We start from the raw sequence: 25,819 nt of genomic DNA on the forward strand, positions 1-25,819 counted from the left end.
ACAGATAGAGTAATCCATTTTATAATTACTCTATCACATATAGTTCTATCACGTAGAGTACTTATGAAAGCAGGTGTCTGTTATCCGTAGTGATATGTTAAGGGGTCATGTTGATTCCATCATTCTTCGGTTAGTTTTTGAAAAGGATCGTTATGGCTATGAGATTTCTAAAGAGATCAGCAAGCGAACCGAAGGAAAGTTTGAGATAAAGGAAGCCACACTTTACGCAGTGTTTCAGAGGCTTGAGAAGAAAGACTTAATTACCTCATATTTTGGCCAGCAATCACAAGGAGGAAAGCGTAAGTATTATGCGATCACAACCCTTGGAAAGGCCTACTTAAAAGAAACAATGAATGAGTGGAAGGAAATGAAAGAGATATTGAATTTATTTATGGAGGGGTTAGATTCATGAAGAAAATCCAGCAGCATGTGGAGCGTTTGTTTCAGGATTTACCGGAAACGGACGAAGTGGTGCAAGTAAAGGAAGAAATCATCATGAACCTGGAGGAAAAGGCCCAGGACTTAATGGAGCAGGGCAAAAATGAAGAAGATGCGATTAACAAAACCATTGTTGATTTCGGCGACATTGATGAAATTAAGGCTGAACTACAAGGGACAACAACGCCTGCAGCAACAAAACCACGTAAAAAGACGCATCCAAAGCTCAATCTTCTCTTCTCCATTTGGGGCAGTGCTTTAATCATTGCTTTGATGGTATTTATGAATCTAGAATACTCTCCGCAGACGATTTGGTTTGTGTATCCGACCTTCGCGATTTTGTGGTGGCCTTTGTCTATGTATTTTCATTGGCTAAAGCAAGGAGGTAGAAAAGCATGAGATCTTTCCCTTTCTCCATTGTTGCTTCTTTGTTTACCATTGCTTTTCTTTTTGTGGTGAACTGGTTAACGACTCCTACTGAACTTTGGGCTATTTATCCTGCGTTGTTCCTCTTATTGTGGCCGCTCAATGTGTTATTCAAGTTTTCTGATGGGCACAAATGGTATGCACTCATTGTTTCAATTCTATTAATTACTGTGTTACTTGCTATTAATCTCGTGCAAACACCAGACTATTATTGGATCCTTTACGCTTGGTTACCACTACTGTATTGGCCGCTCGTTGTATTTGCTGGTAGACGTGCAGCGGAGGTCACATTCTCTGTCCTTGCTAGTCTTGTATTCATTCTTTACTACATTGCGCTAAATATCTATTTCCAAACAGGCTTTCCATGGTTCATCTTTCCAACCTTTGTCATTCTATGGTGGCCTTTATCAGTGACATTTGCTAGGCGACCTATGCTTTTTTCTGTATTCGGCGCATTACTTGTAACGATTTTCTTTTGGAATGTAAATGCACTGACCTCACCAGATGTCATTTGGGCAGTGTATCCAATTTTTGCAGTGTTATGGTGGCCTCTAGCAATCTATTTCTTTGTGTATAGACGAACGGTTTAAGAGCTTAACATCAAAGGGTGTTAGGCTTTTTTGTTGTTAAGCGCTTGCACGTTTTCTAATAGATCTGCTAAGGTCAAAGCAGGATGTGTTTTTTGAGAGAAGGGGAATTGATATGACAACAGACGTCCAAGCCTATGTAACAAAAACGGGAGTCGGGGTGATTACTCTTAATAGAGAAAAGTCACTAAACTCACTATCTTCTCGTATGGTAAAGGCAATTAATGAAACGCTGCATGCTTGGAAGGCACTTGATGACGTGATGCTAGTCCTGTTAGAAGGAGCAGGGGAAAAAGCTTTTTGTGCAGGTGGAGATATTAAAGAGCTCTATTATAATGGAAATAATCATGAGGGTAGAGCCAAATCCATCGCCTTTCTTGAATTGGAATATGATACTGATCAGCTTATTTCAGATTACCCTAAACCAATTATTGCTCTGATGGACGGGATTGTCATGGGAGGCGGTGTTGGTCTTTCTTACGGAGCAGATTTTCGCATAGTAACTGAAAAAACCAAATGGGCAATGCCGGAAACGGCGATTAGCTTTTTTCCGGATGTCGGTGCAGGATACTTTTTAAATCAAGTCTCTGAATCGATTGGAATGTACCTGGGTCTTGTTGGAGAAACCATTCAAGCGGGTGATGCCATTGCCATTGGTGCGGCTGACCGATATGTCCAATCAGAGGACATATGTAAGCTTAGAGAGATTTTGATAGATAGTGAATGGAGAGAAGTAAGCGATGTTTACACAAGCATAGATCAATGCATACGAGAGCTGAACATACCGGTTCCAAAAAGTGAACGGCTCCATCACCTAGCGCCTGTCATTGAGACGCATTTTGCCCATTCGTCATTAATAGAGGTCATGAATTCTTTAAGAGGAGACTCTTCAAGCGACGCGCAAACGATCTATAAAAAGCTTCAGAACCGATCGCCGCTTTCGTTACACGTGACATTCGCTCATTTGAAGAAGGGCAGAAATCTTTCTTCTTTTAAAGAGGCTTTAGAGATAGATAAGCATGTGGCCTCCCGTTTTATGGAGTGTCAGGATTTCTATGAAGGGGTGCGCTGTTTATTAGTAGATAAAGGTGCACAGCCAACGTTTGAGTACCAATCTGTTCAAGAAGTACCTACTGAAACGGTTCGTTCGTTTTTCGAAAAATAGAGATAGAAGAGGGATAGGGTATGTGGAGTTTTTTACTCGAGATTGTCTTTCAAGTGATGCTTCCAATCTTTGTTTTATTACTAGCGGGAGCATTACTTCATCGTAAGTTTTCATTTCACTTAGCATCTTTTTCAAAACTGTTAACAAACTTTTTTCTACCGGTTGTGGTGTTTGTTAATATTTCAAGTAGTAATCTAGATGCTGGATTGTTACTTGATATTGGGGGATTTCTGGTTATTCAATTTATCATACTGGCTCTCCTTAGCTGGGGGTTGGTGAAGCTTTTAAAGATCGATTCAAATCTTGCGCCAACCTTTCAAAATAGTATTGTACTAATGAATTCGGGGAATTTCGGATTGCCGGTTAGTCAATTGGTCTTTGCGGGGAACCCACTTGGTATTTCCGTACAGGTAATTGTGCTGATGTTTCAAAATTTAATTACGTATACATATGGCCTTATGATTTCAGCATCGACCAAATCAACGGGGTTCTGGAGTAATCTTTCAGAGCTATTTAAAACACCTATTATCTATGCCCTTGTACTAGGTCTGATTTTTTATCAGGTTCCATGGGAGCTTCCTTCCTTTATTCAGACACCAATGATGCAGGTATCGAACGGGTTTATTGCACTGGCCTTGATTGTGTTAGGTGCGCAAATCGCCTACCCGACACTGAAGCAATTTTCACTCTTATTTTTTATTTCGATTGTCGGGAGACTTGTGGCAGCTCCACTGATTGGCCTCGGGATTATCTGGGTGATGGGACTGGACGGTACTGTGGCACAGGGACTTCTCATTGCAAGCTCGTTCCCAATGTCGAGGAATAGTGCACTTTTTGCTTTAGAATATAATAATCATCCGGAGTATGCAGCGCAGGCAGTACTCGTTTCAACAATTGCCAGCTGTTTTACCGTGACCTTCTTTATTTATCTGAGCCAGCTCTTATTTTAATAAACCTAACAGAGATGTAAGGTTTCTGTAAGTAAAATCTATAGGTTCCTCTCTGTGCAAGTAGTAAACTATGAAGTAGAAGAGAGGTGCTGGATGATGAAAAAAATAGGAATCACATTTATTTTAGTAATCGTCGCTGCCGTCGCTGGGTATATGGTCTTTACTAGTTTTCAGGAAGAAGATTATTACGTAAAAATTGTAGATGAGGGTGTTGAGCCCACCGATGCTCCACCAGAAGCGACCAATCGAAACTACGAAACACTTGGTATTACAGAGGGTGGGGAAAGTGATACCATTGAATTTATGGGTATGAAAAAGTTGCGTATGGGAGCGTATCTCACCGTCACAATGAGAAACGGCGAAGCGAAGACCTATCAAGAAGTAAACGCATCGGATGTCCCAGAGGAGATTAAGAACGAATTAGATGAACAATCATAAGAACGTGTGGGCGATGAATCTGAAAGTGAGGTTCATTGCTTTTTTTGTGGGTGGGGGTAAGGATTGGAGGGATAGCAAGTGGATTGATGCGATAGGAGTGAGGATCGGAGCGATAGCCGTTGGATTGATGCGATAGGTATGAAAATCGGAGTGATAGCCGTTGGATTGATGTGATAGGTATGAAGATCGGAGCGATAGCCGTTGGATTGATGTGATAGGTATGAAGATCGGAGCGATAGCCGCTGGATTGATGTAATAGAATGCAAACTGAGCAAGCATTCTTACAAAAGACCCCTTGCAGCTGCAAGGGGTCTTTTCATCATTATTCAAATATTAGCGTAATGAGATTCAAGCCAAACAACTGATCAATAAAAACAATGACAATTGCAAACGGCACAACGTATTTGACCAATGCATACCAGAGTACAAATAGTTTTTTGCCAGCATTTGAGCCTGATTGAAACTCCTGCATCAGGATGTCTTTGTTTATTTTCCGAGGAATAAATAGACAGATTAATAAGGCGCCAAGTGGCATTAATACGTTACTTGTCAGGTAATCGACCGCGTCAAAAAAGGAGCGGTCCCCGATAAAGAAGTCGTCAAGTACGCCGTACGATAATGTTGATGGGATCCCAACTAGAAAGATGAGGAAACCAAAGATCCAGCTTGCTTGTTTGCGCTTGTCCTGATTTCCGCGAACAAAAGCAGCAACAATAATCTCAAGTAGTGAGAAGGCTGTGCTTAACGCGGCAAACAAAAACAATACAAAGAATGCAATTAACAGAATCTGACCAAAAGCAATTTGTTCAAAGATTGCCGGTAAAACGGCAAAGATCAATGCAGGTCCTTCATCTGGTTGGAAGCCAAATGTAAAAACACCTGGGAAAATAACTAGCCCTGCAAGCAACGCAACAAATACATTCATGATAGCCAGTGTCATCGCTGAGGCAGGAAGGTTTTGTTGCTTTGACGCATAGGAGCTAAAGGTAACCATAACCGATACCCCAACAGATAAAGCGAAAAAGGATTGACCTAAGGCAAAAAGAATCGTTTCCCCATCCACTGCTGAAAAATCAGGTGCAAGCAAATATTGAATTCCTTCAGCCGCACCATCAAGGGTTAGAGAATAGGCCGCTAGAATCACTAACAACACGAGTAAGGATGGAATCATCCACTTGCTGACTTGTTCAATGCCCTTTTGAACACCTTTCGCTACAACAAGTGCCGTTAATAGGATAAAGAAAAGCTGAGCGCCTAATGCAAGTCCAGGATTTGCAATGAGACGACCGAAGTAATCCTGCGATTCATTTAATGATAGGTTTGAAAGCTGACCAGACACTGACGATCCGAGATATAACAGGGACCAGCCGCCGATCACACTGTAAAATGACAGAATGAGAAAACAGCAGACAACCCCAAGCCACCCAGTTACTTGAAAGGGTGATCGCGGGGCCAGTGTTTTATATGTTAAGATGGCGTCTTTTCCAGAATGACGACCAAGAATGTATTCTCCAATTAATAGGGGTACACCTAAAAACAGTGTGAGCAATAGGAAGACGAGAAAGAAAGCGCCGCCTCCACTTTGACCGGCAATGTAAGGGAACTTCCATATCGCGCCAAGACCAATTGCGCTACCGGCTGTTGCGTAAATAAATCCAAGCTTAGATGACCATTGTTCTGTTGCGTTTGCCATGATGTATATGTCCTCTTTTCCTCTTTAAAGCATTATTTCATGTTAGCAGAGGGAGATGATAGAAACAAGTGAATGTTTAGACTTCATCTAGTAGAGGATTAACGAACAGCTTCAATGAGCTCACTGAGCGTCGCCGCTTTATCAAGACCGTGTACAGCCTGCTTAATCTGAACAGCTTGTTCCTCGCTGCAGCTATCATCTAGCTTTTGTTCAAGCTGATCCATTGAAAGTGGTTTGTCTGTAGATCCTAGTGGTGCGTCGACTCGTGATTCGAGAATGTTGCCGTTTTCTAGGTGGACACGAACAATTGTAAATCGTCCTTTTGGAACAGCGTGGGGCGATGGCTTGATTGTAGCATCATACTGTCTCGTCACTTTATTCATCAATTGGCGGATCGATGACGGTATAGCTTCATGAGTGAAATCCGATAAGCTAGCTGTCCGATTAGTAAGGAACAATGCAACGATGTACTCGACACTGAACCGTCCCTCATCACCTGTTTGAGGGTGAGTATGAATGAGTGCAGCGTCGCCTTTAGGAGGATAGATGACCTCAATCTTTTGGATATCTTCTAAGATAAAGGTGTCCTGGCTGAGTAATTCATGACATGCATCGGCTGCATGGAAGGCGGCTGAGCAAAACGAATATAACTTAAACCAAAGTCCAGGCTTTGAAATCTTCCAGGAGTCTCCCCAATCAGAGGTTAATGCATCAGCATAATCAGTTCCATCTCCGTAAAGGGAAAGGAAGCCGTTTTCCCCGTCCAGTGTCCTTCTTGAGCCAATTAAACCTAGGCCTGTCAGCTTGGAAGCAACGTAGCCCTGCTCTGCAGCAAACCCTGCATGTAATGGCTTGACCTCCGTTCCGAACTGGTTACGCATACCTGAGCTCTGTGTTGCGGCAAGACCAATCGCAAGCTCTATCTTTTCTGCTGAGAATCGTTGTAAATAGGAGCAGGCACATGCAGCGGCTATACCTCCGAGTGTGGCTGTGTTGTGCCAACCTCTTGTATAATGCTGAGCTCCAATAGTCAGTCCTAAGCGGGCCATAACCTCAACACCAATTGCATATGCTTCTAAAAATCGTCTTCCACTGAACGAGCCTGTTGAAGCAACAGATAACAGGGCTGGAAGGATGACGGTGCTTGGATGTCCTCGTACGTCTGTATGCACATCATCAAGATCCAGCGCATGGCCTAAGTACCCATTATATAATGCTGCTTGCCTTGCAGACGCGTTCTTGTGCATCCCGATTAATGGGACTTCGGCATGCCCACCTTCTTCATCAAACCATCTCATGAGCAACGTGCCGGTTTCGGTCTGATTCGCTGTCAGGCTTGAGGCAAGATAATCAAGTAACCCTTTTTTTGCTGATGCAATCGCTACGTCGTTCGGCAATGAATGAGCTACAAGGTTTGCCAAAGTGGCTGTCCAGTTTGTCAAAAGTACCCCTCCTAATAGCAAAAGACCGGCGTATTTACCGGTCTGCTTCTTCTGTTTGATCAAGTTGTTTAATAAATCGTTTCGTGCGTTCCTGCTTCGGATTGTCGAACAGCTCACGTGCATTGCCCTCTTCAACGATGTGTCCGTCTGCCATAAAGATGACGCGATCAGCGACTTCACGAGCAAATGCTAATTCGTGGGTAACGATAATCATCGTTGTATCCTTTTTGGCGATCGATCTAATGACCTGTAAGACCTCAGATACAAGCTCTGGATCGAGTGCAGAGGTAGGTTCATCCAGAAGAAGAGCAGTTGGGTTCACTGCAAGAGCGCGGGCGATCCCAACTCGTTGCTGTTGCCCACCTGATAAGGTGACAGGGTAAGCTTGTGCTTTATCAGATAAACCGACTTGCTCTAGTAAATCAAACGCAATTTTGTGAGCATCTGCCTTGCTCATCTTTTTCGTAATACGCAGAGATGCCGCGATATTTTCTAAAACCGTTTTATTTTTAAATAGATTATAGTTCTGGAAGACCATAGCAGATTCTCTACGCAAAGCATGGGCTTCCTTTTTTGTATAGCTCGCTGCATTAATTTGTGTGTTACCTACCTGAATCATTCCTGCTTCCGGTTGTTCAAGGAGATTTAAGCAGCGCAGGAGGGTTGATTTACCCGAACCAGATGGACCGATTACGGCGACAACCTCGCCATTTTGAACATTAAGGTCGATCCCATCTAGTACAACGTGTTCGCCAAATCGTTTTTTTATTTGTTTAACTTCAATCATAATAGACCCCCCTAACGTACATACGGCCTGTTAATTTTTCGTTCAAACCAGCTTTGAAGTGCGCTATAGCCGATGACTAACACCCAGTAAATAAGTGCAACAGCCATATAGGCTTCAAAGAAACGCAGGGTCGAAGCGGCGGCCATTTTCCCAGATGCAAGCATTTCTGTTACACCGATTGTGAACGCGAGCGCCGTTTCCTTTAGTAAGCCGATAAATGTATTCCCTGTTGCGGGAATAGCATTACGAATCGCTTGTGGAATAATAATGTGAATATACGCTTGTGTTTTAGTCATTCCAACAGTCATACATGCTTCAAGCTGGCCCTCATCAACAGAGTAAAGCGCTGCTCGAAAGATTTCGGCTAAATAGGAAGAGTTCTTTAAGCTTAATCCGATGATGGCTGCAGATAAGGCATCCAGAGAGCTGAATGCCGGGAAGAGCTGAGGCAATCCAAAATAGATTAAGAATAGCTGTACAATGGTTGGAACCGCTCGGAAAAAGGAAATATACACAGAAGCCAATTGATAAAGCACTGGGATTTTTCCCTTTGTAATGAGAGCCAGTACCCCTCCAATAATTACGGCAAGTACCATTGAAACAATGGCCATTAACAGAGTTAAAGGAAGAGCCTTTAATAAGACGGGAAAGACAGATATCATATAATCAAAGTCAAAATTCATCGCTCACACCCCAGATTACTCTTGTTCTTCGCTAATTGGCTCTGTCACATCATCTTTGAAGTACTTCTCTGATAGCTCAGAAAGTGTACCATCTGCGCGAAGCTCTTCTAAAGCTTGGTTTACATCTTCTCTAAGTTCAGCATTCTCTTTAGAAAACGGGAATCCTACTTCTTCATATACAATTGGATCGCCAACCAGTTTAAGTGGTAGGTCATTTAATTCCAACTGAGCAAGCAACACACTGCGTCCATTTACGTACGCATCTACACGACCTAATGCCACATCATTCAGTGTGCCTTCCTGAGTTTCATATGTGCGAATATTGATTTTGCCATCTGGATCCTTGCTCTCTAAGTTCTTCGCATGATTTGAACCAAGTACTGCTGCGACTTCTTTACCAGCCAAATCTTCAAGTCCGTTGATTTCATCATTATCTTCAGCGACAACGATTTGTGTGCCAGCATAAGAATACGTATCCGAGAAGTCATAAAGCTCTTTACGTTCGTCCGTAACTGCTACTTGGTTCGCTACTGTATCAAGCTTTCCTGCTTGAAGCTGACCCATGACACCACTAAACTCCATTAATGTCCAATCAACATCGTACCCAATTTTGTCAGCTACATGTTCAATGACTTCAACGTCAAAGCCTTGAAGCTTGTCTCCTTCTTTATAGGCGAACGGGTAGCTTTGACCAGTTGCTCCTACATGTAAAACCTTTGCTTCATCTCCTCCATCAGCAGATGAGTCGCCCGACCCGCAAGCAGTTAGTGCAAGAATACTGGTTAGTCCTAGTGCGAGAGTAATTTTATGTGTACGTTTCATGTGAATCCTCCTGAGTGTTCTACGTTGTAGTTTATTTAATGAGATGCGGCAAAATCGTTTTCTTTAGATAGATGGTGATGTGACCTTTTCCAAGATCAGCGCTACCTGCACGCTCGTACCCTCTACGTTCATACATCCCAATTAACCAAGGATGCTTGTCTGCGGTACCTAGTGAAAGGTAAGGTGCTTTTAATTGCTCCGCTACAACAGAGTGTTCAATCCAATGAAGAAAGTCGCTTCCATCTCCCTTTTGTGCATGAGTTGGATCTGTTGCAAACCACCAAAGGTGAGGTACACCAAAGGGGCCAGGCTGCAGGCCCCAGGGCATCCGAAGGCTAGCTGTTGCAAGGATTTTATGATCTCGTAGCATAACGTAACATGCATTGTTCATGATGTTCTCTTTTACAAGCTCAAGATCAGCCGTTGCAGCAGCAAAATGAATTCCTAATTCCCGGATTGGTGCGTATGCTCGTAATGTGAGATCAAGTATCTCTTCTGCATCCTCTAAAGTTGCTAATCGATAAGAAGGATTATGACTCATGATCTGACCCATTCGTATATCGGTTAAGAGGTTCATCTATTCCAAGGTTTCCTCTTAGTGTTGGCGCCTGATATTCTTTGCGGAACAATCCACGTTCCTGCAAGATGGGAACCACGTCATTCACAAATTGATCCAAGCCTTCTGGAAGAAGTGGAGGCATAACATTAAATCCATCACACGCACCGTCTTTAAACCATTCCTCCAGCTTGTCTGCAAGTTGAGTAGGCGTTCCAACAAAGATATGATGTCCGCGTGACCCAGCAACATATTGATAAAGCTGGCGAATGGTTAACTCGTCGCGCTTAGCCATATCAATAATAAGCTGGGCTCGGCTTTTCACAGCGTTTGATTGTTCAACATCAATCTCTGGTAATGGACCATCAAGTGGATAACCTGATAAGTCAAAGCCACCAAGAGCAGTTGATAGAATGCTTAGCCCAACCTCTGGTTGAATGAGATCCTGTAATTCTTGATACTTTTGGTTCGCTTCCTCTTCAGTTGCTCCGATAATCGGGAAGATTCCAGGGAGGATCTTCACATCATCCGCTTTGCGACCATTTTCTTGAACTTGTTTTTTAATATCTGCATAAAAAGCTTGTGCAGCTTCCTTATTATTTTGAGCAGTGAATATAATTTCAGCATATTTCGCTGCAAGGGCCATGCCGTCCTTAGATGAGCCGGCTTGGACGATAACGGGCTGTCCCTGTGGAGTACGCTCCACATTGAGTGGACCTCTTACTTGGAAGTAGTCCCCATCATGATTCAGCTCATGGTACTTACTAGAGTCAAAGAACACACCAGCCTCCTGGTTGCGTACGAATGCTTCTTCCTCCCAAGAATCCCAAAGGCCTTGAACAACATCTACAAATTCATCTGCACGCTCATATCGTAGGCTATGCTCAAGATGTTCGGTACCGCTAAAGTTCTTAGCCGTATCTGGAATGGATGAAGTCACCACGTTCCAACCAGCACGTCCCGCGGACAAGTGATCAAGTGAAGCAAACTGTCGTGCGATATGGAATGGCTCACTGTACGTAGTAGATGCAGTAGCTACCAATCCAATCTTCGATGTCGCTTGAGCTAAGGCGCCAAGGATTGTAAAAGGTTCAAATCTTGTCATCACATTTGGATGAGATTTCGGGTTAATTGATAAACTATCAGCTAAAAAGAGAAGGTCAAACTTTCCTTTTTCAGCTGTTTGCGCAAGCTCTTTAAAATAATTAAAGTTCATTGAACCATCTTTCTGGACACGAGGGTGTCTCCAGGAAGCCACATGATGTCCTGTACCAGCCAAAAAGACGCCTAAATTCATTTGTTTATGTGAATCGTTCTGCACGATACATTCCTCTTTTCAAATTAGATCTATACTAATAGTAAACTGATAATGTCTAGTAGTTTTATCGGGTTAAGAAGATCATAATCTTCTTGTCGTATTATGTCAAACGGTAGTGTTTAGCATTTTTAAAGCTTTTATATTGTGCTCAAAAAGAGCGAAATAATGTGATACCTTTAGATGAAAGGAAAGAAAATGAAATATATCTTTAAAACAAATCGTTATCACGATATACTAGAATTAGTTGGAAAAGTGGAAATATAAAAGCATGATGTGTAAATAGAAAGGATGTTGTGAAAATGAGAGATCTTTCAGTAGTTAAAGAAAAGCGTAATGAATTACGAAGCGAATTAGTGAATTGCATTAAGAAAGTAAAGGAAATGCAGGTCGACGAGAAAACGTTTAGAGATCTTTCTCAGTATGATCAACAAGTGTATATCTACCTTGATCGTACGGTACAACGTTTGCGCACTCAAATTAACGCACTTGAATTTGTCTTAAATGAAGATACGGAAATTGCTGATGCTTTTGCAGATCGCGCTGCAGAGAAGCATAAGATTAATAAAGAAACGGTTTTTAACGCACCTGAAAGAGAAAGCAATGACGAGAACGGCTACAAGCTAGACCTTAGCAATTTAAACTAATGAAAGGGAGCCCTGGGTTAACCTAGGGTTCTTTTTTACATAAGGAGAGAGATTCATGAGACTTAATCAAAAGGTGGCCATTGTAACGGGTGCCAGTCAAGGAATTGGAGAAGGAATCATTCGAACATTTACTAGAGAAGGAGCTCGGGTGATTGTTGCGGATGTGAACAAAGAGCTAGGGGAACAGCTTGTTCAAGAATTAGCAGAAGCGCATATTGAAGCTCATTTTGTAGAAACGGATGTGAGTAAGGAAGAACAAGTAAAAGCTCTAATCGCTAAAACGGTGGAGGTTTTTGGCGGCGTGGATATCTTGGTGAACAATGCAGCTGTAACGGTTCGAAAATCAGTAGAAGACACGTCGTTTGAAGAGTGGCAGCAAATTTTAGGTGTGAATTTAACAGGTGCGTTTCTTTGCTCCAAGTATGTCATTCCTGAAATGAAGAAGCGTGGGGGCGGTGCGATTGTTAACATTGCATCCTGGCATGCAGAGAAAACCATTACTCGACTTGCAGCCTACGCTGCATCAAAGGGTGGGCTTACTGCCTTAACAAGACAAATGTCTTTAGACTTAGGGCCTCACAATATTCGCGTGAATGCGGTTTGTCCAAGCACAGTGGATACTCCGCTTTTAGAAAAAACATTTGCAAGCCTTGAGGATCCGGAAGAAGCATTTAACCAAACTCTTCAATTTCAACCATTTGGTCGTATTGGTACGGTTGATGATATTGCAAATGCATGCTTATTTATGGTATCTGACGAGGCGTCCTATGTAAGTGGTCAAACCTTGATGGTTGATGGGGCAGCCATTAACAAAATTGCCCGTCCATTAATGTTTGATTAATGAAACAAGAAAAAGCTGTCCGCAATGGACAGCTTTTTTGTTTGGAATTAGAAAGAAGCAGCAGCTTTTGTGACTTCAACTAATCCGTCAGCAATAATTTCTTGAGAACGTTCAGGATACTGGTTATGTCCTTCGATGATTAGCTCAGTTGGTTCATGAATTCCCCATAGAGCAAGATTTCTGTTAACGAAACGTACAGCCATTTCGCCATCAACCATGAAATCAAGAGCATAGTCAGAGCCACGAGCAGCAAGAACCGCTACTTTTTTGTCTCCAGCTAGTCCAACCGGACCTTCAGCAGTGTACTTGAACGTACGACCAGCTTGAGCAAGATAAGAGATGTACGTTACAAGTGGTGCTGGAACGGTTCCATTCCAAAGTGGTGTAGCAATCACAACTTTATCAGCATCAAAGAATTGACCAAGGTACTTTTCAGTTAGATCAATGTACTTTTGATCTTCAGCTGTAAGTTCCATGCCTTGGCTCTTTTTGTAGTTAGCTGTAATGGCATCGTTACCGTAGTAAGGAAGATCAGCTTGGAAAAGATCCAATTCAGTGATTGTATCGTTTGGATTTGCTTCTTTATAAGATGCAACAAATGCATCATACATCATAACGCTGATTGCTTGATCAGCAGGGCGGTCGTTAGCTTTGATAAATAAAACGTTAGACATGTTTGTGTTCCTCCAGATGTAAGTTTAGATAGTTTTTTAACAGTAGTTAGTATACAACGCCCATGTGGTCAGTAACAGTACGCACTTTAAAGTATTATAGTTTCCTTAAGGATACTATTTGATGTACCAGGCATTTTTATATGTATAGGATATCATTTTTAGAAAAAACTACTCACAAAACGACGAAAAGAGGATGAGTATGTCTAAAAAAGATCATAAACCAAACAATCAATTTAAAGAAAATACAAATCACGGGGAACACCGTAATGGAAGGCTTGCTCAGGCAAAGAATTACAATGCAGAACAAAGCCGCGAACCAAATGAGTATTTAGACGATAAAGCATAAGACTACACTTTTCGACAAAATCAGAGTATTATTTCGTGTATCAAAACAAATAAAACTCTAGGGGGCTGTCATAATGGATTTTAAAGACAAAGTAGTATTAATTACAGGTGCTGCTGGGGGAATTGGAATTGCGGCGGCTAAGAAATTTGCTAGTGAAGGAGCAAAGCTTGCTCTGGTTGACTTAAAACGTGATGTGCTTGAAAAAGCGGCACAAGACGTAGAAGCAAAGGACTTGCTTTTACTTGATGGAAATGTGGCAAAAGAAGAGGATGTTGAAGCATTTGTTACTAAAACGAAAGAGAAGTACGGACGAATTGACGTCTTTGTAAACAATGCTGGTATTAATGGTCAATTCAACAATTTAGTTGATCAAACAACGGAGAACTTTGAAGCTGTTATCAATGTGAATCTTAAAGGTGTCTTTTACGGCTTAAAGCATGTGATGCGTGTTATGAATGAGCAAAAGAGTGGAGCCATTGTAAATACCGCTTCCAATGGGGGATTACTAGGTGCACCAGGTATGGGCTTGTATGTAGCATCAAAGCATGGGGTAATCGGTTTAACTAAAACAGCCGCACTTGAAGGGGCTCCAAACAATATCCGTGTGAATGCTGTTGCTCCATCTGGTGTTGATACGCAAATGATGAAATCTATTGAAGCGAATGCCGAGCTTACAGGTGCGAAGGATCCGAGAAAACAATTTGAGGCGAGCGTCCCGTTAAATCGTTACGCAACAGCAGAAGAAATTGCAAATTTAATGGCCTTCCTTGCATCCGATGACGCTTCATTTATTTCAGGATCGTACTACAGAATAGATGGTGGACAAGGCGCTACATCTGTTTAAGCTTGAAAATCATACAATGACTGTCGATACGCTTTTAAGGTGTAGTCGACAGTTTTTTTAATGTAACTAGAAAAGATGTAAACAAAAATGCGGAAAAAAATTGTGTATCATTTCTCGATACTGATATAATAATGAGGCATCACCTTTTTTTATTTGTGGTCAGGAGGTTGCTTATTGTTTAATCAAGTTCTAGTCAAACGTATATTGACTTTGATTGCTATTCTTGGAATTGCAGTGTTTGTCTATTTTAATTTTTCTTATTTTTCACCAATCTTTTTTGCCTTACTGACTGCGATGATTTTTGAACCATTCGTGAAAATGCTCAAAAAACAGTTGAAAACAGAGAAGAGATTGCTACCCGTAACCATTGTCTTTTTGTTATTTGTTATGATAAGTGGCTACGCGTTATATTTAACATTTACTAGAGTCATCCGTGCAATCTATGACTGGTCTTTGGACCTTCCTCAGTATGCACGAGAGGTTCAGATCTTTGTTGATAACTTCATTATCAGCTTTAACCAGACTATTGCTGAAATTCCACAAGGAAACCAAATTGTCCGAGAGATTGAGAGGCAGTCGGAAGGCCTGTTTGATCGGGCGGTGGGGATTACGTCTGATATTCTTGCGGGAATTACGTCTTTATTAACAGCCGTACCTAATATGCTTTTTGTGGCATTGGTTTATCTTATCACCTTGTTTTTGTTTAGTTTAGACCTGCCAAGGCTACTTGATTTATTCTTTAATCTGTTTAAGATGGAAACTGCGAGTAAGCTTAGATATGTTTTTCAGCGTATGAGTAAAGTGTTCTTAGGATACTGGAAGGCTCAGTTTATTTTAAGTGTAGGCGTATTTGTGGTGACATACGTGAGCTTACTCTTTATCTCACCTAAATCTGCTTTAATTATGTCGATTTTAATTTGGCTAGTTGATATTATTCCTCTTTATGTGGGGCCAGCGTTGATACTTGTACCATGGGGCATTCTCGCAATGGTGCTTGGTGGAACCAATACAGGTCTTCAGCTAATCATCTTGGCGGCTGTACTTTTAATTGTACGAAGAATTATTGAACCGAAAGTACTTGGTGATTCAATTGGACTTGCCGCATTGCCGACAGTGTTATCTATGTACTTTGGATATGTATTCTTCGGAGTAATGGGTTTAATTCTTGGACCATTTGTCTACATTGCGATTCGATCAGCCAAAGAAGCAGGCCTGTTTGAATTAAAACTAACAGAAGATGTACCCAGTCAATCGATAAAAAAATAATAAAAAAACATGCGAACGAGCCTTCAAAAGGCTGTCCGCATGTTTTTCTATTTATCGCTCTGGTTAAAAGCATCAATCCAAGTAGTAGCCATAAGAACGTCACCTTTAGAGTTCATATGTACACCATCTGTTGTAACAGGAACCTTTGATTCCGCTTCAAGATAGGTTTGAAACGCTTGATTTGTTGGCACAAGGATTGCATCATACTTGATGGCAAGTCTGTGAACTGCCTCTATATACGGTTTTAACGTTTGATTTTCTTCTGAATCCAATTCTTCTTTAATAATGGTAGGTTCCATCAAGATTAGCCTAGCATTTGTTTTTTCCAACGTATATCTAAGAAGTCGATCGTAAATTTCTTCGAACAATTCAGGGTAAACCTGTTCTCGATCAGGATGCTTTGTTTGACTCCAAGCATCATTGACGCCAATTGATATGGAGACCCAATCCGGGTTCAAATCTAAAACGTCCTGCTGCCATCTGTCCTCAAGGTCTGTCACACGGTTTCCACTAATTCCTCTGTTATAAATGGCAAGGTGTAGCTCAGGGTGTTTAACCATTAAATAATCATGAATAAGTGCAGCATATCCAATCCCAATCCCTTGTGGATCCTCAAAACGTCCATTTTCAGTGATACTGTCCCCAATTAATACAAAGGTATCATCCTGTTTAAGCATTGTTTTCCTCCAGAATTTTCGTTATATGTTCGTTTATCTTTCCTTGATTAAACCAAGTCATTCTCCTTAATTTATCAAGAAGTATGGCTATGTCGATCATAGCATATTTGATGCATGTTTTTGAGAGTGAGTTGCAGGAAATAGGTTGAACAATGGTAAATAAGCTATACTTTAAATACAAAAAAGCCTTACATTCTTTAGAATATGTAAGGCTTATTTACTTACCTATTGAATCGATACATCGTGTAAAACCAAGACGCCAGTTGGGCTTTCCCAGAAGCCTTCTACTTCGTCTCTGACACCAACCAAAAATTCCTCATGAATAAGTGGTTGGATGATACTATCATCGGCAATCATTTTTTGAATTTCGCTATAAAGCTCAAGGCGTTCGTCTTCATCTTCGCTCTTACGTGCTTCTTCAAGCAACTCATCTATGTCATCGCGAGCCACAAATGTACGGTTTCCTTGTGCTCCTTGGTTAGCAGAGTGGAAAAGAGATAAGCCCATATCTGCATCACCATTTACGGTTGACCAGCTTAAGATAAAGAGTTCCTGTTCCCCTTGATTCGTTAGATCAAGGAACGCACCCCACTCATTAACTTGGATCGATACATTTACACCAATTTCACTGAGCGCTGACTGAATGTACTCAGCTATATCTGTTCTTTCACGCTGGTCACTCGTGTTAAGTGTAATGTCCAGACCATCCGCGTATCCTGCTTCTGCAAGAAGTTCTTTAGCTTTTTCAATATCATATTCGTTAAATACAATTGAATCATCGTGTCCAAAGATCTTAGGAGCCAGTGGAGTCTTTGCTTCAACGCCAACTCCGTTAAAAATTCCTTCTAAAATATCAGTACGATTAATGGCTAAAGAAAAAGCCTCACGAACAAGTGGATCACTTAATACTTCGTTTTTCTGGTTAAATCCAAGATACAAAAGGGCAACACTTTCTGTTTGATTCACGTGAATGCCGTCGGTCGCTTCAAATCGATTTAAGTCACTTGCACTTACGTTATTAACGATGTGACTTGCACCAGTCTCTAGATTGGCAATTCGGGTACCACCTTCAGGAATGACTTGGAAGGTTACACTATCTACCTTAGCAGGCTCACCCCAATAGTCATCATTTTTTAAAAGCTTAATAGATTGTCCTGAATTCCAGCTATCAAATGTAAAATAACCTGTCCCGATTGGATGTTCATTTAAATAGCTTCCTGGTGCTTCGCCATCAGCCATGGCTTGATAATCTGCTTCAATTGCAACGGGACTCATCATTGCTGCTCCGTAGTGAGCTAAGTTAGCAGGCAGTGGAGCAAACGGGTATTCAGTATGTATGCGAACGGTATAGGGATCAACTACTTCTACCTCACTAATCATCTCAAACAAAAACGCTCGAGGAGAAGCAACCTCGGGATCAAGCACACGATCAAGGTTCGCTTTTACAGCATCTGCATTGAACTCAGTGCCATCGTGAAACGTTACGCCTTCTCGAAGGTAGAATTCCCACTCCGTATCATTTATTTGTTTCCAGTCTTCGGCAAGACCAGGTTTTAAGTTTAGCTCCTCATCTTGAGTAACGAGGGACTCAAAAATGTTAGAGGTTACATTACTTGATGCTGTATCGTTTGATCCATGAAGGTCGAGTGTCACGGCTTCTGATTGCATATCAACAACAAGATCTCCCCCTGTAGTGCTCGCTGTTCCTTCTGTGTCTGTATTATCGCTTGCGCAACCAACCATAACCAATGCGCTCAGGGAAACGATTACAGCACCTAACCCAAATAACTTTTTCTTTCTCATTTCTCCACTCCTCTTAATTCTCTCTATAGTCTGAATCTTTACCACTATAACGCGAAAAAGTCTGACAAACAATAAAAAATCCCTGCTGTAAGTGGCGAAAGAAGCTAAAACGAGTTAGGATAAAAGCACTCACCACATCCCTTAACTGAAAGTCAGATAAATTGTGTAGTTGATAAAATGAGAGGTAATGTCCTGTGAAAAATTATTTTTTTGTCAGACGAAAAACGTATCTTTTTGTAATCGTTGGTGTAGTCCTTGGATTTCTTCTGAGCAAAGTACTCTTTGCCACACCGGATTATGAAACGGCCACACTCGTACTAATTCTAGGATTAATCGCAGGTGAAAGTTCCTTCTTCTATCAATGGAGAAAGACGAATGCTAAGCATAGGAGAGAACAAACAAAGAGGTGAAGTTATGAAAAATAAAATCCTTGATCATCTCATGCCACTAACGGATGAGGAACGAGATATTCTCGCCAATCCTACGGTTTCTCATGCACGCTATTCCACGCAGGAACATTTCACCACAGTGGAAAGTAAAAAATTCCTCACGAAGAATGAAACAATTATGGTTCGGAAGCATACTCGATTTGTACAGTTTCCTAAACATAAGCATGATTACATAGAAATGAGTTTTGTTCTTCAAGGGTCCTTCACTCAAACGATTGCGGGAAAACGGATGCAATTAAATGAAGGGGAGCTTATGTTTTTAAATCAACACATTGAACATGAAATTGAGCCTTGTCAAAAAGACGATATTATCATCAACTTTATTATTCAACCTAGCTTTTTTGAATATATTTTCTCCTTTTTAAACATTCGTGGCCCCATCTATCGATTTCTAATGGATAGTCTCTACACATATTCGTATCAGGGCCAGTATCTAACCTTTAAAACAGCCAATCACGAAGCTCTACAGACGCATATCCATACAATTATCCATGAGATTCTTCATCCGAATCAAGTGTCGGAGGCAAAGGTAAAGCTTCTCGTTGGCTTAGTTCTTGTTGAGATTTCTCAGAACGAGCAGGAAATTGAAGGCGGTGAAATGTTCACCCTGCACACAAACTGGATGCAAGAAATCCTCTCGTATATTAATCAGTCCTATAGCACAGCAACACTGACTGAGATTGCCTCGGTCCTCAAGCAACATGACTATGTGTTAAGTAGAGCCATTAAGCAGATGACCAATCAAACATTTAAGGAGCTTTTACAAGAAAAGCGCTTATCCGTTGCCTGTGAGCTGATGGCAAAAACGGACCTTCCCATTACAATGATTGTGAATCAGGTTGGCTACGATAATGTGAGTTATTTTTATCGGATTTTCAGTAAGAGATATGGAACGACACCTAAGAAATATCGTGAATCACTCGAAGACCTATAACTAACGGAGGTCTTCTTTTTTTTTTGCAAATAAGGACATAGGTTTAGGTGTTTCCGGACATAGAGATTCAAAGCAGGCTTTTATATACTCAATGTAAGAAAGCGATTACAAAGGGAGGGTTGAAAAGATGTCAGCTACTCATATTGCCGTGGATATTGGAGCATCAAGTGGCCGGTTGCTTGTAGGTACGCTTCAGGAACATAAGATCGACCTTCAAGAAGTTTACCGATTTGATAATGCGATGATCCATCGTTCAGGACATCTATGCTGGGATGTAGACGAACTCTTTACTGAAATAAAGAAAGGTATTCATTTCTGTCGTGAAAAAGCGATAAAGCCTAAAACGATTGGCGTTGATACGTGGGCTGTTGACTATGTGTTACTAGATGAAGAGGACCAGCCAATTGGCCCAGTGGTTGCTTATCGTGATTCACGTACGGAAGGAATCATGGAAAAAGTAGCGGAGACACTTTCCAAGGATGATATCTACAGACGTACAGGCATTCAGTTTCAACCGTTTAACACCATCTATCAATTAGCTGCATTAAAAGAGTCGAACCCAGAGGTGATGGAGAAGGCTCGATCCTTTTTAATGGTTCCAGATTATCTTCACTATCTGCTGACAGGGAAGAAGGTCAATGAATATACAAATGCCACCTCTACACAGCTATTAAATGCCTACTCAAAAAAGTGGGATGACGCTTTACTTGAGTACTTAGGCATCAGTCCTGACCTATTTGAAGATATGGTCCTCCCGGGAACTTCGCTAGGAGGATTAAGACCAGAGCTTGTTCAGGAGTTTGGCTATGATCTTGAAGTGATTGTTCCAGCTACACATGATACAGCGTCTGCAGTAGCTGCTATACCGGAAGCTAAAGAAACCATCTACCTAAGTTCTGGAACATGGTCTTTGCTTGGTGTAGAGAACGCGGAGCCAATTTGTGATGAGAAAGCGCAAGCCTATAATTTTACGAATGAAGGAGGCGTAGATTATCGCTTCCGGTTCTTAAAGAACATTATGGGTTTTTGGATGATTCAGGAAGTCAAGCGTTTATATGGTGATATGTACTCCTTTGATGAGCTTGTCCAAGCAAGCAAGAAAGTGAAAGCCCCCTCACTAATAGATGTAGATCAGAACAGGTTTTTGAATCCAGTAAATATGATTGAGGAAATTCAAGCGGCTTGTATGGAAAATAATCAGGCAGTGCCTGTCAGGTCTGGTGAGGTAGCAGCCTGTGTGTTTCATAGTTTAGTTAAGAGCTATCATGCAGCTATACTCCAAATAGAAGAGATGAATGGCAGGACTTATGATCAAGTGAACATCATCGGTGGCGGTGCACAAAACGAATATGTAAACCAACTACTCGCAAATGTTACGGGAAAATTAGTGGTTTCAGGTCCGGTCGAGGCAACGGCGATAGGCAATCTATTAGTTCAGATGCGTGCTACAGGTCATATCAACACATTAGCTGATGCTCGTAAGCTTGTAGCGGCATCATTCCCATTAAAAAAGTTTAATCCACAAAAAGGAGAGGTTCCTAATGGCTAACACACCGTTTGTAGAAGCAAAAACTCATTACGAGCGTTTTGGAGTAAATGTGGAAGAAGCGTTTCAAAAGCTTTCAACCATCCCAATCTCCGTGCATTGCTGGCAAGGAGATGACATCACGGGATTTGAGGTGACAAAAAGAGAGCTTTCAGGAGGCATTGACGTTACGGGAAATTACCCGGGAAAAGCTCGTAATGGAGAAGAGCTACGAGCAGACTTAGACAAAGCGTTGTCTTTAATCCCTGGAACACATCGTGTGAATCTTCACGCCATCTATGCAGAGACAGATGGGGAAGAGGTAGACCGTGATGCCATTGAACCTAAACATTTTAAGCATTGGATAGCTTGGGCGAAGGAAAAAGGGATTGGACTGGATTTTAATCCGACCGTTTTTGCACATCCGAAGGCTGAAGACGGCCTGACACTTAGTCATCCTGATCCAGAGATTCGTACGTTTTGGATAAACCATTGTAAGGCCAGTAGAAAAATTGCTGCCTATTTTGGAGAAGAGCTCGGAACACCTTCCTTAGTTAACATTTGGGTACCTGATGGATATAAGGACACTCCTAGTGACCGTTTAACGCCCAGAAAGAGATTAAAAGAATCATTAGATGAAATTTTTTCAGAGGAATATGATGAGAGCCTTGTCCTAGATGCAGTTGAAAGCAAGCTATTTGGTATTGGTTCAGAAGCCTATGTTGTTGGGTCTCATGAGTTTTATCTAAGCTATGCCCAACAGAATAACAAGCTGTGTTTGCTTGATTCAGGACATTTTCATCCAACAGAAACGATTTCTAATAAACTATCATCCTTACTTTTATTTAATGAAAAAGTAGCACTTCATGTATCACGCCCTGTTCGCTGGGATAGTGATCATGTTGTTACATTTGATGATGAACTAAAAGAAATTGCTCATGAAATTATTCGTGCAGATGCACATGAACGAGTAAACATAGGCCTTGATTTCTTTGATGCGAGTATTAATCGCGTGGCGGCATGGACGATTGGTACACGCAACACAGTGAAGGCTCTGCTCTATGCTCTACTAGAGCCAACCAATCATCTAAAAGAACTGCAAGAACAAGGGAATTTTACAGAGCGATTGGCATTACTAGAGGAATTTAAGACATATCCATTTGGTGCGATTTGGGATGAGTATTGCCAAAGACAGCAGGTTCCAGTTAAAGAAAGCTGGTTAAACGATATAAAAGAATACGAAGAGAACGTACAATCTAAGCGCGTGTAGTCAAACCAAACCGAAAAGGACTGAGTAGAATGGTAAAAAACCTTTGGAATCAACAAGAAGCAGAACAAAAAGAAGGGTTAGATGAACTGGTTTATCGCTCTAACCTGATCGGTTCAGACCGTGCAGTTTGTAATTGGGGTGGTGGGAACACGTCGATGAAAACAACAGAGATTGATTTTCGTGGGCGGGTAGTAGATGTGATGTGGGTGAAAGGAAGCGGATCCGATCTAGCAACGATGGGTGCGCAAAATTTTACGGGGTTGCGCCTAGATGACATTCACCCTTTATTTGAAAAAGATGAAATGCCAGATGCTGAAATGGTTTCTTACCTGGAAAACTGCATGCTAAGTCAAAAGCATCCGCGTGCATCAATCGAAACGTTGCTACATGCATTCCTTCCGTTTAAACATGTTGATCACACACATCCTGATGCGATCATCAGCTTATGCTGCGCAGATAATGGTCAGGAGATTGCAAAAGAAATTTACGGAGACCGCTTTGTGTGGGTTCCTTATATTCGCCCTGGATTCACGCTATCTAAAATGATTGCAGAGGGTGTGAAAAACAATCCAAACGCAGAGCTTGTTCTCATGGAGAAGCACGGTCTGGTTGTTTGGGGGGACACGGCAAAAGAGAGCTATGATCGAACCATTTCTGCCATTAACGAAGCAGAAGCATATATTCAGTCTAAGCAGGATACTCCATTTGGAGGGGAAAAGGTTCGTTCTCTAACTGATGCGGAGCGCAAGGATTTATTATCAGCTGTCATGCCGGTCATCCGTGGACAGGTGAGTCAGCAAGAGAAGGCGCTTCTTACGTATGATGACGGTGAGAACATACTTGAGTTTGTAAACAGCCATGATGCTAAGGAATTATCCCAAGTAGGTGCGGCTTGCCCTGACCACTTGGTTCATACAAAGCGTGTTCCTCTCTTTATTAGCTGGGAGCCAGATGCTAATGATATAGATGGGTTGGCAGAAAAGCTTATGGAAGGTATCAAATCCTATAAAGAAGAGTACCAAGCTTATTTTGAAACAAACCAGTCAGAAGGCGACATCATGTTTGATTCATCTCCGCGTGTCATTTTAATTCCTGGTATTGGAATGGTGAACACAGGGAAGAGCCTTGCAAACGCAAAGGTAAGTGGAGCCCTTTATACACGTGCAATCTCCGTTATGAAAGGAACAACAGCACTTGGTCAATTTGTATCATTAAATGAAGCGGAATCTTTCGGAATCGAGTACTGGCCACTTGAGTTGTATAAGCTATCTCTTGCACCAGCCGAGGCTGAATTCTCGCGTAAGGTTGCCTTTGTAACAGGTGGAGCAGGTGGGATCGGAAGTGAAACATGCCGTCAGTACGTCAGTCAGGGTGCACATGTAGTCATTGCTGATTTAAACCTGGAAGGGGCACAAAAGGTTGCTACTGAGATCAATGAAGAATACGGCGAGGGGAGAGCGCTTGCCATTAAGATGGATGTAACAGATGAGGCAGCTATTGTATCTGCTTTTGCTGAGGTTGCCCGCACATATGGTGGACTAGATATGCTTGTTAATAATGCAGGCCTTGCGACATCGAGTCCATTTGATGAAACAAGCTTAAAGGAATGGAATTTGAATATGAATGTGCTTGGAACAGGTTATTTCCTCGTTTCTCGTGAAGCCTTTAAGCTTATGAAGAAGCAATCCATCGGAGGAAGCATGGTCTTTATCGGATCGAAAAATTCGGTATATGCAGGGAAAAATGTGTCTGCGTACAGCTCGGTAAAAGCGCTTGAAGCTCACTTAGCTCGCACGATTGCTGCAGAGGGTGGAGATTTTGGAATCCGTGTGAATACGGTATTGCCAGACGCAGTCTTACAAGGTTCAGCGATTTGGGGATCAGCATGGCGTGAGGAACGTGCCGCAGCATACGGCATTAAACCGGAAGAGCTTGAAGATCATTATAAGAAACGCACAACACTTGGTGTAATGATTCTTCCAAAGGATATCGCGGATGCCATTCTGTTTTTATCTTCGTCCAAATCAGAAAAAACAACAGGCTGCATGATTACAGTAGATGGTGGAGTCCCTGCAGCATTTACAAGGTAATAAAAAAGAGTCTGAGATAAAACTAAAAATCAATAAGAAAATGGCGAATGATTCTACGATCGAATCATTCGCCATTCGTGTTTTCGGGTTTTTTGTAAGACGAGCGGAAGGAGAACCCGACACTCCTGCGGAAAAACACGTGTCTGAAGACTCAGCAGTGGTGGTCTTCCACGGATGAGGCTGAAGCCGTGTCCGCGGAAAGGGAGGGATTCTCCTGTAGCGGATATCATGCTCTGTTCGTGTTTTACTATCTATTTTAATGTTTTGTCCCACAGTCACTTATCTTATGACAAAGAAGAAACCAGTTGTTTTAATGCTTCCTCAATGGGTGTTACAGGACGACCTAGAACTGCTTCAAAGTCACTTGTTTCTGTAGCTAGACTGCCTACGCGAATGCTTTCTTGTATGCCAACAACAATCGGAATCGCAAAGTCAGGCACACCAGCTTGTTTCATTGCTTCTGCATACTCTTCATCGCTAACCTGCTTAACGGTGATGTTTTTTCCAGTCACAGACTCTAAGTGCCCAACAAGTTCTTCCTGCGTATAAAGGGGACCAGAAAGCTCATATGTTGTAAACTCGTGCCCATCTTCCGTTAATACACGTGCAGCGGCCTCTGCATAATCTTGTTGCAGTGCCCAGCCAACTTTACCTGAACCAGCTGAAGTGATCCATGGTGCACCTTGGAGCGCGGCTTTTATGCTGTCCGCTTCATTTTCTAAATACCAGTTGTTACGTAAGAAGGAATACGGAATTCCCGTTTCTTTAATTGCTTGTTCAGTCGCAACATGTGGCGGTGCCATCAAATTTTGACTGTCGGTTGCATCCGCTAAGCTTGTGTAAGCGATAAACGAAACACCAGCTTGTTTAGCAGCCTCAACAGCTTGGGTGTGTTGCTTAATTCTTGTTTCATTGTCTCCATCTGCAGAGATAAGAAGCAGGCGTTCAACACCAGCAAAAGCTTTTTCAAGTGAAGAGGGGTCATTAAAGTCAGCTTGACGTACATCTATACCCAACTCTTTTAGGTCTGAGGCCTTTTCAGGATTACGAACACTGACTGCAAGTTCACTTGCAGGAATACGAGTAAGTACGGATTGAACAATTTTAGAACCGAGACGACCAGTTGCTCCGGTGATTAGTGTTTTCATATG

Annotated in this window: 27 protein-coding genes; 16 read left to right on the forward strand and 11 right to left on the reverse strand. The window is 41.8% G+C overall.

What is annotated here, in order from left to right; genetic code table 11:
* Positions 1–94 precede the first annotated feature (94 nt).
* The 6 genes from JNO66_RS08200 to JNO66_RS08225 all read left to right on the forward strand — a co-directional run bounded on the left by JNO66_RS08200 (position 95) and on the right by JNO66_RS08225 (position 4,004).
* A complete protein-coding gene (locus JNO66_RS08200; protein ID WP_203088397.1) occupies positions 95–412 on the forward strand; it encodes a PadR family transcriptional regulator in 318 nt (105 codons plus the stop codon).
* Positions 409–837 (forward strand): permease prefix domain 1-containing protein, encoded by a 429-nt coding sequence (locus tag JNO66_RS08205; protein WP_203087775.1) that lies wholly within the window; start codon positions 409–411, stop codon positions 835–837. The genes JNO66_RS08200 and JNO66_RS08205 overlap by 4 nt, the downstream gene beginning before the upstream one ends.
* On the forward strand, positions 834–1,454 hold the full coding sequence (locus tag JNO66_RS08210) for a hypothetical protein (RefSeq protein WP_203087776.1): 621 nt from the start codon (positions 834–836) through the stop codon (positions 1,452–1,454). Before JNO66_RS08205 ends, JNO66_RS08210 begins: the two co-directional genes overlap by 4 nt.
* 112 nt (positions 1,455–1,566) lie before the next feature.
* Positions 1,567–2,616 (forward strand): enoyl-CoA hydratase/isomerase family protein, encoded by a 1,050-nt coding sequence (locus tag JNO66_RS08215; RefSeq protein ID WP_203087777.1) that lies wholly within the window; start codon positions 1,567–1,569, stop codon positions 2,614–2,616.
* A 20-nt stretch (positions 2,617–2,636) separates the two neighbouring features.
* The gene (locus tag JNO66_RS08220; protein WP_203087778.1) at positions 2,637–3,566 is read left to right on the forward strand and encodes an AEC family transporter; all 930 of its coding nucleotides are present in this window, start codon (positions 2,637–2,639) and stop codon (positions 3,564–3,566) included.
* A 93-nt stretch (positions 3,567–3,659) separates the two neighbouring features.
* The gene (locus JNO66_RS08225; protein ID WP_203087779.1) at positions 3,660–4,004 is read left to right on the forward strand and encodes a YxeA family protein; all 345 of its coding nucleotides are present in this window, start codon (positions 3,660–3,662) and stop codon (positions 4,002–4,004) included.
* Positions 4,005–4,326: 322 nt separating this feature from the next.
* Here JNO66_RS08225 and JNO66_RS08230 read toward each other — a convergent pair whose 3' ends face one another.
* The 7 genes from JNO66_RS08230 to JNO66_RS08260 form a co-directional block, all read right to left on the reverse strand.
* A complete protein-coding gene (locus JNO66_RS08230) occupies positions 4,327–5,697 on the reverse strand; it encodes a sodium-dependent transporter (protein ID WP_203087780.1) in 1,371 nt (456 codons plus the stop codon).
* Positions 5,698–5,795: 98 nt separating this feature from the next.
* A complete protein-coding gene (locus JNO66_RS08235) occupies positions 5,796–7,139 on the reverse strand; it encodes an MmgE/PrpD family protein (RefSeq protein ID WP_203087781.1) in 1,344 nt (447 codons plus the stop codon).
* Positions 7,140–7,173: 34 nt separating this feature from the next.
* The gene (locus tag JNO66_RS08240; RefSeq protein WP_203087782.1) at positions 7,174–7,926 is read right to left on the reverse strand and encodes an amino acid ABC transporter ATP-binding protein; all 753 of its coding nucleotides are present in this window, start codon (positions 7,924–7,926) and stop codon (positions 7,174–7,176) included.
* Between the two features lie 11 nt (positions 7,927–7,937).
* Positions 7,938–8,609: an amino acid ABC transporter permease gene (locus JNO66_RS08245; RefSeq protein WP_203087783.1), complete on the reverse strand. Its 672-nt coding sequence runs from the start codon at positions 8,607–8,609 to the stop codon at positions 7,938–7,940.
* 15 nt (positions 8,610–8,624) lie between these two features.
* Positions 8,625–9,431 (reverse strand): amino acid ABC transporter substrate-binding protein, encoded by an 807-nt coding sequence (locus JNO66_RS08250; RefSeq protein WP_203087784.1) that lies wholly within the window; start codon positions 9,429–9,431, stop codon positions 8,625–8,627.
* A 31-nt stretch (positions 9,432–9,462) separates the two neighbouring features.
* Positions 9,463–10,008 (reverse strand): GNAT family N-acetyltransferase, encoded by a 546-nt coding sequence (locus tag JNO66_RS08255; RefSeq protein WP_276511893.1) that lies wholly within the window; start codon positions 10,006–10,008, stop codon positions 9,463–9,465.
* Entirely contained in the window at positions 9,962–11,284 is a 1,323-nt protein-coding gene (locus JNO66_RS08260) for an LLM class flavin-dependent oxidoreductase (RefSeq protein ID WP_203088398.1), read from the reverse strand. The genes JNO66_RS08255 and JNO66_RS08260 overlap by 47 nt, the downstream gene beginning before the upstream one ends.
* 320 nt (positions 11,285–11,604) lie before the next feature.
* Between JNO66_RS08260 and JNO66_RS08265 the strand changes: the two genes are divergently transcribed.
* Together JNO66_RS08265 and JNO66_RS08270 are read left to right on the forward strand one after the other, a co-directional pair.
* Entirely contained in the window at positions 11,605–11,949 is a 345-nt protein-coding gene (locus JNO66_RS08265) for a hypothetical protein (RefSeq protein ID WP_203087786.1), read from the forward strand.
* A 55-nt stretch (positions 11,950–12,004) separates the two neighbouring features.
* A complete protein-coding gene (locus JNO66_RS08270) occupies positions 12,005–12,790 on the forward strand; it encodes an SDR family NAD(P)-dependent oxidoreductase (protein WP_203087787.1) in 786 nt (261 codons plus the stop codon).
* A 47-nt stretch (positions 12,791–12,837) separates the two neighbouring features.
* Here the strand turns inward: JNO66_RS08270 and JNO66_RS08275 are convergent, their stop codons facing one another.
* Positions 12,838–13,464 carry an FMN-dependent NADH-azoreductase gene (locus JNO66_RS08275; RefSeq protein WP_203087788.1) on the reverse strand — a complete coding sequence of 209 codons (627 nt, stop codon included), beginning with the start codon at positions 13,462–13,464 and terminating at the stop codon, positions 12,838–12,840.
* Positions 13,465–13,663: 199 nt separating this feature from the next.
* Between JNO66_RS08275 and JNO66_RS08280 the strand changes: the two genes are divergently transcribed.
* The 3 genes from JNO66_RS08280 to ytvI all read left to right on the forward strand — a co-directional run bounded on the left by JNO66_RS08280 (position 13,664) and on the right by ytvI (position 15,920).
* Positions 13,664–13,810 carry a hypothetical protein gene (locus JNO66_RS08280; RefSeq protein WP_203087789.1) on the forward strand — a complete coding sequence of 49 codons (147 nt, stop codon included), beginning with the start codon at positions 13,664–13,666 and terminating at the stop codon, positions 13,808–13,810.
* A 73-nt stretch (positions 13,811–13,883) separates the two neighbouring features.
* Positions 13,884–14,654 (forward strand): SDR family NAD(P)-dependent oxidoreductase, encoded by a 771-nt coding sequence (locus tag JNO66_RS08285; RefSeq protein WP_203087790.1) that lies wholly within the window; start codon positions 13,884–13,886, stop codon positions 14,652–14,654.
* A gap of 174 nt (positions 14,655–14,828) precedes the next feature.
* Positions 14,829–15,920, forward strand: a complete 1,092-nt coding sequence (gene ytvI / locus JNO66_RS08290) for a sporulation integral membrane protein YtvI (protein WP_203087791.1) — start codon at positions 14,829–14,831, stop codon at positions 15,918–15,920.
* A 47-nt stretch (positions 15,921–15,967) separates the two neighbouring features.
* Here ytvI and JNO66_RS08295 read toward each other — a convergent pair whose 3' ends face one another.
* Together JNO66_RS08295 and JNO66_RS08300 are read right to left on the reverse strand one after the other, a co-directional pair.
* Positions 15,968–16,597 carry an SGNH/GDSL hydrolase family protein gene (locus JNO66_RS08295; protein WP_203087792.1) on the reverse strand — a complete coding sequence of 210 codons (630 nt, stop codon included), beginning with the start codon at positions 16,595–16,597 and terminating at the stop codon, positions 15,968–15,970.
* Between the two features lie 225 nt (positions 16,598–16,822).
* The gene (locus JNO66_RS08300) at positions 16,823–18,400 is read right to left on the reverse strand and encodes a glutathione ABC transporter substrate-binding protein (RefSeq protein WP_203087793.1); all 1,578 of its coding nucleotides are present in this window, start codon (positions 18,398–18,400) and stop codon (positions 16,823–16,825) included.
* Positions 18,401–18,594: 194 nt separating this feature from the next.
* Between JNO66_RS08300 and JNO66_RS08305 the strand changes: the two genes are divergently transcribed.
* The 5 genes from JNO66_RS08305 to JNO66_RS08325 all read left to right on the forward strand — a co-directional run bounded on the left by JNO66_RS08305 (position 18,595) and on the right by JNO66_RS08325 (position 24,668).
* On the forward strand, positions 18,595–18,810 hold the full coding sequence (locus JNO66_RS08305; RefSeq protein WP_203087794.1) for a hypothetical protein: 216 nt from the start codon (positions 18,595–18,597) through the stop codon (positions 18,808–18,810).
* A gap of 4 nt (positions 18,811–18,814) precedes the next feature.
* A complete protein-coding gene (locus tag JNO66_RS08310; RefSeq protein WP_203087795.1) occupies positions 18,815–19,783 on the forward strand; it encodes an AraC family transcriptional regulator in 969 nt (322 codons plus the stop codon).
* Positions 19,784–19,910: 127 nt separating this feature from the next.
* The gene (gene rhaB, locus JNO66_RS08315) at positions 19,911–21,332 is read left to right on the forward strand and encodes a rhamnulokinase (RefSeq protein WP_203087796.1); all 1,422 of its coding nucleotides are present in this window, start codon (positions 19,911–19,913) and stop codon (positions 21,330–21,332) included.
* Positions 21,325–22,578: an L-rhamnose isomerase gene (gene rhaA, locus JNO66_RS08320; RefSeq protein WP_203087797.1), complete on the forward strand. Its 1,254-nt coding sequence runs from the start codon at positions 21,325–21,327 to the stop codon at positions 22,576–22,578. The genes rhaB and rhaA overlap by 8 nt, the downstream gene beginning before the upstream one ends.
* A gap of 29 nt (positions 22,579–22,607) precedes the next feature.
* Positions 22,608–24,668: a bifunctional aldolase/short-chain dehydrogenase gene (locus JNO66_RS08325; protein WP_203087798.1), complete on the forward strand. Its 2,061-nt coding sequence runs from the start codon at positions 22,608–22,610 to the stop codon at positions 24,666–24,668.
* 284 nt (positions 24,669–24,952) lie between these two features.
* Here JNO66_RS08325 and JNO66_RS08330 read toward each other — a convergent pair whose 3' ends face one another.
* Complete coding sequence (locus tag JNO66_RS08330; protein WP_203087799.1) at positions 24,953–25,816, reverse strand: SDR family oxidoreductase; 864 nt, start codon at positions 25,814–25,816, stop codon at positions 24,953–24,955.
* Between the last annotated feature and the right edge of the window lie 3 nt (positions 25,817–25,819).

The organism is Alkalicoccobacillus gibsonii, from assembly GCF_016798245.1.
GTDB classification, from domain to species: Bacteria; Bacillota; Bacilli; order Bacillales; family Bacillaceae_D; genus Alkalicoccobacillus; species Alkalicoccobacillus gibsonii.